This window comes from Brachybacterium nesterenkovii, from assembly GCF_900163655.1.
GTDB lineage: Bacteria > Actinomycetota > Actinomycetes > Actinomycetales > Dermabacteraceae > Brachybacterium > Brachybacterium nesterenkovii.
Map to the genome: position 1 here is coordinate 20269 of NZ_FWFG01000054.1, position 11205 is coordinate 31473.

8 protein-coding genes are annotated in these 11205 nt (G+C 72.8%); 1 reads left to right on the forward strand and 7 read right to left on the reverse strand.

Going from position 1 to position 11205, the window contains the following annotated elements; translation table 11 throughout:
* Nucleotides 1-19: 19 nt before the first annotated feature.
* The 3 genes from FM110_RS06285 to ribF form a co-directional block, all read right to left on the reverse strand.
* Nucleotides 20-2254: a polyribonucleotide nucleotidyltransferase gene (locus FM110_RS06285; protein ID WP_159457995.1), complete on the reverse strand. Its 2235-nt coding sequence runs from the start codon at nucleotides 2252-2254 to the stop codon at nucleotides 20-22.
* Between the two features lie 242 nt (nucleotides 2255-2496).
* A complete protein-coding gene (rpsO, locus tag FM110_RS06290) occupies nucleotides 2497-2766 on the reverse strand; it encodes a 30S ribosomal protein S15 (RefSeq protein ID WP_087103693.1) in 270 nt (89 codons plus the stop codon).
* Between the two features lie 229 nt (nucleotides 2767-2995).
* On the reverse strand, nucleotides 2996-4009 hold the full coding sequence (ribF, locus tag FM110_RS06295; protein ID WP_234991960.1) for a bifunctional riboflavin kinase/FMN adenylyltransferase: 1014 nt from the start codon (nucleotides 4007-4009) through the stop codon (nucleotides 2996-2998).
* A gap of 263 nt (nucleotides 4010-4272) precedes the next feature.
* Here ribF and FM110_RS06300 point away from each other — a divergent pair, with 263 nt between their 5' ends.
* A complete protein-coding gene (locus FM110_RS06300; protein WP_087103696.1) occupies nucleotides 4273-5778 on the forward strand; it encodes a L,D-transpeptidase in 1506 nt (501 codons plus the stop codon).
* Between the two features lie 198 nt (nucleotides 5779-5976).
* On the opposite strand, the gene truB is transcribed toward FM110_RS06300, so the two are convergent.
* The 4 genes from truB to infB all read right to left on the reverse strand — a co-directional run.
* Nucleotides 5977-6924, reverse strand: a complete 948-nt coding sequence (gene truB / locus FM110_RS06305; protein WP_234991961.1) for a tRNA pseudouridine(55) synthase TruB — start codon at nucleotides 6922-6924, stop codon at nucleotides 5977-5979.
* Entirely contained in the window at nucleotides 6921-7451 is a 531-nt protein-coding gene (gene rbfA / locus FM110_RS06310; protein ID WP_087103698.1) for a 30S ribosome-binding factor RbfA, read from the reverse strand. Before rbfA ends, truB begins: the two co-directional genes overlap by 4 nt.
* Entirely contained in the window at nucleotides 7448-8632 is a 1185-nt protein-coding gene (locus FM110_RS06315) for a TRM11 family SAM-dependent methyltransferase (RefSeq protein WP_087103700.1), read from the reverse strand. Before FM110_RS06315 ends, rbfA begins: the two co-directional genes overlap by 4 nt.
* 162 nt (nucleotides 8633-8794) lie before the next feature.
* A partial coding sequence (infB, locus tag FM110_RS06320) for a translation initiation factor IF-2 (protein ID WP_087103708.1) occupies nucleotides 8795-11205 on the reverse strand: 2411 nt, incomplete at its 5' end.

The window sequence follows — 11205 nt, forward strand, 5'->3', positions numbered from 1 at the left end:
GGGCGCGCACGGCGCAGGATCACTCGGCCGCAGGCGCCTCGGCGTCCGCGGACTCGGTCTTCTCGTCCTCGACGACGGCCAGCGAGATCTTGCCGCGGGCATCGATCTCGCGGATCTCGACCTCGACCTTCTGGCCCACGGCGATGACGGCCTCGGCGCTCTCGACGCGCTTGCCATCGTTGAGCTTGCGCAGCTGCGTCACGTGGAGCAGACCGTCCTTGCCCGGGGTGAGCGAGATGAACGCGCCGAAGTCGACCACGCGCACGACGGTGCCCATGTAGCGCTCTCCGACCTCGGGGACCATCGGGTTGGCGATCGCGTTGATCGCGCTGCGGGCCGCCTCGGCGGAGGTGCCGTCGGTCGCGCCGATGTAGACGGTGCCGTCGTCCTCGATGGTGATCTGGGCGCCGGTGTCGTCCTGGATCTGGTTGATCATCTGGCCCTTGGGGCCGATGACAGCGCCGATCTTGTCGACGGGGATGGTGACCGCGAGGACGCGCGGGGCGTTCGGGCTCATCTCGTCGGGCTCGTCGATCGCGTCGTTGAGCACGCCGAGGATGTGCAGGCGCGCCTCGCGGGCCTGGGTCAGCGCACCGGCGAGCACCGAGGCGGGGATGCCATCGAGCTTGGTGTCCAGCTGGATCGCGGTGACGAACTCGGAGGTGCCGGCGACCTTGAAGTCCATGTCGCCGAAGGCGTCCTCGGCACCGAGGATGTCGGTGAGGGTCGCGTAGCGGGTCTCACCGTCGACGGTGTCGGAGATGAGGCCCATCGCGATGCCCGCGACCGGCGCCTTCAGCGGCACGCCGGCGTTCAGCAGCGAGAGCGTGGAGGCGCAGACGGAGCCCATCGAGGTCGAGCCGTTGGAGCCGAGCGCCTCGGACACCTGGCGGATCGCGTAGGGGAACTCCTCGCGGCTGGGGAGCACCGGCACGAGGGCTCGCTCGGCGAGCATGCCGTGGCCGATCTCGCGACGCTTGGGCGAGCCCACGCGGCCGGTCTCGCCGGTGGAGAACGGCGGGAAGTTGTAGTGGTGCACGTAGCGCTTGTGCGTGACGGGCGACAGCGAGTCGATCTGCTGCTCCATCTTGAGCATGTTCAGCGTGGTGACGCCCAGGATCTGGGTCTCGCCGCGCTCGAACAGCGCCGAGCCGTGGACGCGGGGCAGGACCTCGACCTCGGCGGAGAGCTGGCGGATGTCCTTGAGGCCGCGGCCGTCGATGCGGACGCCCTCGGACAGGACGCGCTGGCGCACGACCTTCTTGGTCAGCGCGCGGAAGGCGCCCGAGATCTCCTTCTCGCGGCCCTCGAGGCGCTCGGCCAGCTCGGCCTTGACCTCGGCCAGCAGAGCCTCGGTGCGCTCCTCGCGCTCCTGCTTGCCCGCGATCGACATGACCTCGGCGAGGCGCTCGGTGGCGACCTCGGCGACGATGTCGTAGGCGTCGTCCTGGAAGTCCAGGAACAGCGGGAACTCGCGGACGGGCTTGGCGGCCTTGGCGGCGAGCTCGGCCTGCGCCTCGCACAGCGAGCGGATGAAGACCTTGGAGGCCTCGAGGCCCTCGGCCACGATCTCCTCGGTCGGGGCGATCGCGCCCTGCTCCTTGATGAGGGTCCAGGCGTTGTCGGTGGCCTCGGCCTCGACCATCATGATCGCGACGTCGTCGCCCACGATGCGGCCGGCGACGACCATCGAGAAGACGGCCTCGTCGAGCTGGCTGAAGGTCGGGAACGCGACCCACTGGCCGCCCTGGGCGTTGGGCATGAGCGCGACGCGGACGCCGCCGATCGGGCCGGAGAAGGGCAGGCCGGAGATCTGGGTCGACGCGGACGCGCCGTTGATGCCCACGACGTCATAGGCGTCATCGGGGTCCATCGCCATGACGGTCAGGACGACCTGGACCTCGTTGCGCAGGCCCTTGACGAAGGCGGGGCGCAGCGGGCGGTCGGTGAGGCGGCAGGCCAGGATGGCATCGGTGCCGGGGCGGCCCTCGCGACGGAAGAACGAGCCGGGGATGCGGCCCGCGGCGTACATGCGCTCCTCGACGTCGACGGTGAGCGGGAAGAAGTCGAACTGGTCCTTGGGCTTGTTCGACACGGCGGTCGCCGAGAGCACCATGGTGTCCTCGTCGAGGTAGACGACGACGGCGCCGGCGGCCTGCCGGGCGAGGCGCCCGGTCTCGAAGCGCACCTCGCGCTTGCCGTAGGAGCCGTTGTCGATGACGGCGGTGGTCGCGGTGATCTCAGGGCCTTCCATGGCCATGGGGTTCTCCTTGCGGTGGGTCTGCGCCCTCGCGGTGCGACGCGATCTTCGCCAGTCGCCTGCGGCGTCCCCTCGTCTCGAGGAGCTCCGCGGGCCAATGCCGAGGACCGAGCCGGATCCGGCGGGGGCCTATTCTCTGCGGTGCCGCGTCCGCGGGTGCGGGCGGCGCGCCCTCCCTCATCCGGGGCGGACGCCGAACCGCCGCCCGCCCCCGAGGGGACGAGCGGCGGCGATGATCAGCGGCGGATGCCGAGTCGCTGGATCAGCGAACGGTAGCGCTCGATGTCGACGGCCTGCAGGTACTTCAGCAGGCGGCGGCGCTGACCGACGAGCAGCATCAGACCACGACGGGTGTGGTGGTCGTGCTTGTGCTCCTTGAGGTGCTCGGTCAGGTAGATGATGCGGTGGGTCAGGAGCGCGATCTGGACCTCTGGCGAACCGGTGTCGCCCTCGTGCGTCCCGTACTCCTTGATGATGTCCTGCTTGGTAGCGGTATCGAAGGCCACTGGCTTCTCCTTCAGTCGTTGCGCGGCGCACCGGGGCTGGTTCTCCCGGGCTCTCTGGGTCGAGCGGCTCCCGCGGCGCTGCGTCGGCGCGCGCGTCCCCAGGGATCTCGCTCGCATGAGCGTCGGGATCTGGGGGCGATGCGTGCGCCGAGGGCGCTGCGGGGGTGCGGTCTCTGCGAAGCAGAAGCGCGTGCTCTCCGCGGCCGATATGGACGGCTCGCCCAGGTTATCAGCCGGGCAGGTGCAGGCCGAGGGGGTCGGCGGCCAGCGTGCGGCGGGTCACACGCTTGTCCTCGTTCATCTGCTCCACCAGGGCGTCGACGCCGTCGAAGCGCAGGGTGGGCCGCTGCCGGTCCACGAACTCGAGCAGCACGGTGTCCCCGTACAGGTCCAGGTCCGTGCGCCCATGGACGTAAGCCTCGACCATGCGCGGGGCGCGCTCCCCCTCGGCGGCGAACGTCGGGTTGGTGCCGATCGAGATGGTGGCGGGAGCCCGATCGAGCGCGGGCTGGTCCGCATGCTCGGCGATCTGCTCGATCACCGTGAGATAGCCGGCGTACACGCCGTCGCACGGGACCATGCCGTCGGGCGCGCGGCCGAGGTTCGCCGTCGGGAACCCCATCTCGCGCCCGCGCTTGAAGCCGTGATGGACGACGTCGGAGACGAAGTGGGGACGCCCGAGCATCCGGGCGGCCGCGGCCATGTCCCCTCTCTCGATCGCGTCGCGGACGGCGCTCGAGGAGACGCGGGCGGGGGCGTCGTCGACGGCGGGCTCAGGGGCGTCCCCGGGGGCCCCGAGCACGCGGGCCTCGATGACTTCGAAGCCGTACCGCTCCCCCAGCTCCCGCATCGTGGAGATGTCGCCCTCATTCCCCCGCCCGAACAGCGAGTCCGCCCCCATCACGATGCAGCGCATGCCCAGGCCCTCGACGAGGAAGATCCGCACGAAGTCCTCGGCCGAGTGCTGGGCGAAGTCGAGGGTGAACTCGAGGTCGAGCACCCCGGCGAGTCCGTGCCGCGGGTCGGCCAGGAGGGCGTCGCGCGCGTCGCGGCCGGTCACCAGCATGGGCTCGCCCGGTGCGACGCACACGTGGCGCGGGTGGGGCCAGAAGGTGAGGGCGACGGGCGCCAGCGAGCGCTCGGCGGCGGCCTCGGTCAGCTGCTCGAGGATCGCGGCGTGGCCGCGGTGGACGCCGTCGAAGTTGCCGATGGTCACCGCGGTGGGCCCCAGATCGCGGGGCACCTCCGGCAGGCTCCTCCAGACGGGCGCGGCAGTCACGGCGGTTCGGGGCCTTCCAGTCCGGCGGTCCGCGCGCGGGTGCGGCGGTGAGGGGCAGGGACACTGTAGCGCCGACGCGCCGCTGTGACCCGATCGGGGCCGGGCTTCCTGGGCAGGCGATCACCCCTCCGGTAGCCTGGAGGGGCACGGTGGCCACGGGGAGGTACCCCTGGCGCTCTCCTCCCGGAGGCGTCGTCCGAGGCCCCCCGGGAAAGCAGAGCTCCCTCATGTCGAACGTGATCGATCCCGCCGCCCCCGAGGCCGGAGGCGCCCGTCGCGGGCGCCGCGCGCTCCTCGTCCTCGGCGCCCTCGTGACCGCGCTCGCGCTCGTGCTGGTCGGCGGCTCCTTCGCCTACGCCCAGCAGTACGACGGGAAGGCCCTCCCGGGCACGACGGTCCTGGGCCAGGACGTCGCCGGGAAGTCGGCCGACCAGATCCGGCAGCTCGTCGCCGATCGCGCCGAGTCCGTGCAGGTCACCGTCACCGCGGGCGATCAGACGCGCGAGGCCTCCCTCGCCGATCTCGGCGTGAGCGTCGATGCCGATGCGACCGCCGCGCAGGCCGCCTCGCATGACGAGGACGTCGTCTCCGTCCTCCGCTCGACCCTTGACGGGGAGCGCCCCGTGCAGCCCGTCGTGTCCGTGGACCGCGCCGCGACCGCCGCCTACGCGGCCTCCCTCGTCCCCGACGATCGCACCGCCCCCGCGGACGCCCAGGTGGTCTACGACGAGAAGGACGAGGCCTGGAGCATGGTGCCGGGCCACGCCGGGCAGGGCATCGACTCCGCCGCCTTCGCCGATGCGGTGGAGAAGCAGGCGCCCGCCCTCGAGTCCTTCGCGATCGACCAGCCGATCGCCGAGACGCAGCCGGCGCTGACCGACGAGATGGCGCAGAGCGCGCTCGATCGCATCACCGCCTCGCTCGATCAGCCGATGCAGGTCACCGCCCCCGACGGCACCGTCTTCGAGGTCTCGAAGAAGACCCGCAGCTCGTGGCTGCGGGTCGGCCCGAACGAGGCGAACGACGGCTTCGCGCTCACCGCGGACGGCGAGGCCGTGTCCGAGTGGGTCTCCGGCAAGGCGGAGAAGGCCGGGACCGAGCCCCAGAACGGCATCGAGCAGGTCGACGCCACGGGCGCCACGGTGAAGGTCCTCAGCGAGAAGAAGGACGGCGCCGAGGTCTCCAATGCCGACGCGGTCTTCCAGCAGCTCTCCCAGGGCCTGACCGAGGGCACGGCCGTGGACGCGAGGTTCGAGACGACGCCGCTGGCGGCGACCGTCACCAAGGCCAAGGCGCCGACGGCGGAGGCCGCCCCGTCCGCGGAGTCGACGGACCCCGCCGCGCCGACGGGCGAGAAGTGGATCGACGTCGACCTGACGAACAAGACCGTTACCGCCTATGAGGGCGAGACGCCCGTGTACGGCCCCGTCAAGATCGTCGACGGCAAGGACGGCAAGACGACCCCGGGCACCTACAAGATCTGGCACCGCACCGAGAAGCAGGACATGACCAACGGGACGCGCGGCGTCTCCGAGGACGATCCGGACTACTACTACACGAAGGACGTCCCCTGGGTGCAGTACTTCAACGAGAACATCGCCTTCCACGGCGCCCCCTGGCGCAAGTCCTTCGGCTACTCCGGCTCGCACGGCTGCGTGAACATGCGGGTCAAGGACGCCAAGTGGCTGTGGGACTGGGCCGAGATGGGCGACACGGTGGTCGTGCACTACTGAGGCGCCCGCCAGCCGCCGGGGCACGACCCGGCGACCGCGCCACGGAGCCCCCGTCCGGTGGACTGCTCACCGGACGGGGGCTCCGTCGTGCTGCGGCGGTTCTTCCGTCGTGCTGCGGCGGTTTTTCCGTCGTACAACGGGGGCTCCGTCGTGCGGCGCGGGCTCAGACGCCGCGACCGCCTCGGACGCCGCGGGGGCTCACGTGCGGGCGCCGGGCGGGATCACGAGGACGGGGCGCAGGTGCCCGGACTGCTCGACGGCGGCCACGGCCACGAGCCGGCCCTCGCCGTCCAGCGCCGCGACGAGCGCATCGGCACCGGCACCGATCCCGGCGGCGCCCATCCTGGTGACCACCGCGGGAACGCGGGGGCGCTTGCCGTGGCCCAGATCCGTCGCGGCGGCCTCGTCGAGCACGAGCGTCGGCAGCGTCCGGCCCGCGGCCTCGCCGAGTCCCTGGAGCGGCAGGGAGACGTCGTCGTGCCCGCGCGGCGGCACGGTCGCGGCCTCCTCGACGGAGAACGGGCCGATGTGCGTGCGCCGCAGCGCCGTGAGGTGGCCGCCGACGCCCAGGACTGCGCCGAGGTCCCGCGCGAGGGCCCGGATGTAGGTGCCCGAGGAGCAGTCGACGACCACGTCGAGGTCGCAGAACGGCCCGTCCTCGCGCCGGGCGAGGACATCGAAGCGGGAGATCGTGACGGGGCGCGCGTCAAGCTGCACGTCCTCGCCCGCCCGGACGCGCGCGTAGGCCCGCTGGCCGTCGACCTTGATCGCGCTGACCGCGCTGGGGACCTGCGCGATGTCGCCGCGCAGGGCGTCGAGCGCCGCCTCGAGCTGCTCGTCGGTCAGGCCCGTGGCCGCGGTGGCCTCGCCGAGCGCCTCGCCCTCGGCGTCATCGGTGGTCGTGGCCTGCCCCAGCCGGATGGTGGCGCTGTAGGTCTTGCCCAGGCCCACCAGGTGGGTCAGCAGGCGCGTGCCCTGGCCGGCGCCGAGGATCAGCAGACCGGTGGCCATGGGGTCGAGCGTACCGGCGTGGCCTACCTTCTTGGTGCCCAGCAGGCGCCGGCAGCGGCCGACGACGTCGTGGCTGGTCCACCCCGCGGGCTTGTCGACGAGGACGATCCCGTGGGGCCCGGCGGGTGCGGTCACGCCTGCTCGGTCTCGCGCGCGTCGGCGCCGTCGGCGGACGCGTCCTCGACGGCGGTGCCGGCTGCCGCGTCCTCGACGGCCGCATCGGCGTCATCGTCAGCGTCGTCCTCGCGGGGCGCGCGGTACGGATCGGCCTCGCCCGCGTAGGCGGCGCCCTCCTTCGAGCGCGCGAGCTCGGCGTCTCGGTGGCGGGCCTCGACGAGGAGGTCCTCGATGGTCTTGGCGTTCTCCGGGAGGGCGTCGGCGATGAACTCGAGCGTCGGGGTCAGCCGCACACCGGTCTGGCGGCCGACCTCCCGGCGCAGCATCCCGGTCGCCGAGCGCAGCGCCGCGGCGGTCCCCGCGCGCTCCTCCTCGTCGCCGAAGACGGTGTAGAAGGCGGTCGCGTGCTGCAGGTCGCCGCTCACGCGCACGTCGGTGATCGTCACGAAGCCCAGGCGGGGGTCCTTCACGCGGGTGTCGATCGTCGTGGCGACGATCTCCTTGATGCGGTCCGCGAGGCGGCGGGCACGGGGGTTGTCGCTCATGGGGCGATCCTCTCAGACGGACGCGCCGCGGCGCGCTCGGATTCCTCGCGCAGCTCGGCGGCGCGGGGGTGGTCGGTGCGGACCGCGACGAGGACGTCGCGGTCGATGGACTGGTCGACGCGGTGGCGGAACTCGCCGTCGGCGCTGACCGTCGTGAAGCCGGCGTCCGCGAGACGGGCGACGGCCTGGTCGAAGGGGGCGGTGCGGCGGTTGATCGCGAGCGCCATCGCCCCGTCGCGCCGCAGCAGCTCCCGCCAGACGGGGAGGACCCGGCTGAGGGCGGCGAGCGGCGAGCGGTCGAGGGAGTCGGGGCCGTGGGAGCCGTGCTGGACGCCGTAGGGCAGGTCGGTGACGATCACGTCGGTGCGGCCGCGGCCGAGGACGCGGGCGAGCTCTCCGGCATCGCAGCGCAGCAGCGACAGCGTCTGGACCTCCCCCGCCCGCTGCGCGGCCTTGTCCCGGGCCAGCTCGGCGTCGAAGCGGGAGCCGAGCACCCGGCCGTCGACCGTCAGGCGGGTCGATGCGCTCGTGTGCTTGAGACGGTGCGTGCGCATCCAGGTGGTGAGGAAGGCGCGATAGGCATCATGGTCGGCCTTGTCGACGTCGGCGCCGACGGGGCTGAGCCCGAGGCGCAGGGCGCGCGAGAGCGTGGTCCCTCGCCCGCACATCGGGTCCAGCAGCGCCAGGGACCCGTCGAGCAGGCCGGCGCGGCGCTCGCTCGCGGCGCTCGCGAGGTTGATCAGCAGCGCCGTGAACTGCTCGTTCGTCTTGCCCGGGTAGCGCAGCGTGGTCTCGAGATCGCTCGGGTGGCGGCAGACGTCGGCCAGGGCGACCGGCTCGAGCAGCTCGCGGCCGGCGAGGTCCACAGGGGCGAACAGCGCCATCGCCGAGGACAGCGTCGAGGCCACGCGCACCATCGCGTCGCGCGGCGCCCGTCCGCACAGCTCGAGGTGCTCGACCCCGGCGATCTCGCGGACGCGCGCGGTGACGGGGACGCCCAGGTGGGCGCCCAGCACGCGCTCGGCCTCGCGCAGGGCGAGCGGCGCGGACGCGGCGGCGTAGACGCGGTTGGCCGAGGGCGCCCGCAGCATGAGCAGGCGCTGCTCAGGCAGCCCCTGCTCGGACAGATCCTGCGCGGGCAGGTCCTGCACAGGCGGGTCCTGCGCGGACTCGACGTTCATCACCGCTCCGTTCTCATGCAGGGGTGGCGGGCAGGGTATCCGGCCCGCGGCGTCCGCGGCGGGCACGGATCCAGGACGACGGACGCCCCGGCCGCAGGGCCGGGGCGCCGATGAGGGGCGCCGGGTGCGAGGCGGGGACGCCGCCCGCACCCGGCGCTCGCGTCACTTCGTCTCGCGGGGCTTCTCGCGCATCTCGTACGTCGTGATGACGTCATCGACCTGGAGGTCGTTGAAGCGCCCCAGGTTGATGCCACACTCGAAGCCCTCGCGGACCTCGGTCACGTCGTCCTTGAAGCGGCGCAGGCCGGCGATCTCGAGGTTCTCCGTGATGACGACGCCCTGGCGCGTGATGCGCGCCTTGGCGCCGCGACGGATCTCGCCGCTGCGCACGATCGAACCGGCGATGTTGCCGAACTTCGAGCTGCGGAAGATCTCGCGGATCTCCGCCGAGCCCGTGTCGACCTCCTCGTACTCCGGCTTGAGCATGCCCCTCAGCGCGGCCTCGACCTCCTCGATGGCGCGGTAGATCACCGAGTAGTACTTGATCTCCACGCCCTCGCGGTCGGCGTACTCCGCGTTCTGGCCCTCGGCGCGCACGTTGAAGCCGACGATGATCGCATCCGAGGCCATGGCCAGGTTGATGTTGTTCATCGTGATGGCGCCGACGCCGCGGTCGATGATCCGCAGCTGCACCTGGTCGTCGATCTCGATGCCCAGCAGCGCCTCCTCGAGCGCCTCGACCGAACCGGCCGCATCGCCCTTGAGGATGAGGTTGAGCGTCTCGACCTTGCCGTCGGCCATGTGCTTGGTGATGTCCTCGAGGCTGATCCGCTTGCGGGAGCGGGACAGCGCCGCGGCGCGCTTGGCGGCCTCGCGCTTCTCGGCGATCTGGCGCGCGGTGCGCTCATCCTGGGCCACCAGGAACGAGTCGCCGGCCCCGGGGACCGAGGTCAGGCCCAGCACCTGCACGGGGCGGGACGGGCCCGCCTCCTGCATCGGGGCGCCGTGCTCGTCCAGCATCGCGCGGACGCGGCCGTGGCCGGTGCCGCAGACGATCGCGTCGCCGACGTGGAGCGTGCCCTGCTGGACCAGCACGGTCGCGACGGGGCCGCGGCCGCGGTCGAGGTTGGCCTCGATCGCGACGCCGCGCGCGTCCTTGTCGGGGTTGGCGCGCAGGTCCAGCGCGGCGTCCGCGGTCAGCAGCACGGCCTCGAGGAGGTCGTCGATGTGCAGGTTCTCGCGGGCGGAGACGTCCACGAACATCGTGTCGCCGCCGTACTCCTCGGCCACCAGGTTGAACTCGGTGAGCTGCTGGCGGATCTTCTGCGGATTCGCCTCCGGCTTGTCGATCTTGTTGACCGCGACCACGATCGGCACGTTCGCCGCCTGGGCGTGGTTGAGCGCCTCGACGGTCTGCGGCATGACGCCGTCATCGGCCGCGACCACGAGGATCGCGATGTCGGTGACGTCGGCGCCGCGGGCTCGCATGGCGGTGAACGCCTCGTGGCCCGGGGTGTCGATGAACGTGATCGGCCGCTGGACGGTCTCGCCGTCGTCGTCCTGATGGTCCACCGTCACCTGGTAGGCGCCGATGTGCTGGGTGATGCCGCCGGCCTCGCCCGCCTGGACGTGGGCGTTGCGGATCGTGTCCAGCAATCGGGTCTTGCCGTGGTCGACGTGGCCCATGACCGTGACGACCGGCGGGCGCGGCATGCGCTCCTCGTCGCTCTCGCCCTCGAGCTCGGCATCGAGGTCGATGTCGAACTGCTCGAGCAGCTCGCGCTCCTCGTCCTCCGGCGAGACGATCTCGATCTTGTAGCCGAGCTCCTCGCCGAGCAGGTGGAACGTGTCCTCGTCGAGGGACTGCGTGGCCGTGGCCATCTCGCCCATCGCGAAGAGGACGGTGATGAGCGATGCGGGGTTGACGTCGATGCGGTCCGCGAAGTCCGTCAGCGACGCGCCGCGGCGCAGACGGATCGGGGTGGAGCCGTCGCCGCGCGGGATCGAGACGCCGCCCGGAGCCGGCGCCTGCATCTGCTCGAACTCCTGGCGCTTCGCGCGCTTCGACTTGCGCGAGCGGGCGGGCTTGCCGCCCCGGCCGAAGGCGCCCTGGGTGCCGCCGCGACCGCCGCGACCGCCGCCGCCGGGGCGACCGCCGCCGGGGAAGCCGCCGCCGGCACCGGGGCCGCCGCCGGGCGCGCCACCGGGACGACCGCCGCGGCCGCCGCCGCCCGGGCGACCGGGAGCGCCGCCGCGACCGCCCTGACGGGCATCCTGGATGCCGCCGTGGGCGTGCTGGCGCATGACGCCGGGCGTGGGCATGCCCGGACGGCCGCCCGGACGGGGCGCGCCGCCGGGGCGCGGGGCGCCCTCGCGCGTCGAGCCCGCCGCGCCGCCCTGGCCGTCGCGCTGCTGCGGACGGGGAGCGCCGGGCCGGGGCATGCCCTGGCTGGTCGCGAACGGGTTGTTGCCGGGGCGCGGGGCACCGCCGGGACCGCCCTGACGACGCTGGCCGGGGCGGGGCATGCCCTGGCTGGTCGCGAACGGGTTGTTGCCGGGGCGCGGGGCACCGC

Excerpts from the sequence above, each read along its gene's own strand:
- rbfA (WP_087103698.1), bottom strand. The coding sequence starts at position 7,451 with ATGAGCGACAACCCCCGTGCCCGCCGCCTCGCGGACCGCATCAAGGAG.
- FM110_RS06285 (WP_159457995.1), bottom strand. The coding sequence starts at position 2,254 with ATGGAAGGCCCTGAGATCACCGCGACCACCGCCGTCATCGACAACGGC.
- FM110_RS06300 (WP_087103696.1), top strand. The coding sequence starts at position 4,273 with ATGTCGAACGTGATCGATCCCGCCGCCCCCGAGGCCGGAGGCGCCCGT.
- FM110_RS06315 (WP_087103700.1), bottom strand. The coding sequence starts at position 8,632 with ATGAACGTCGAGTCCGCGCAGGACCCGCCTGTGCAGGACCTGCCCGCG.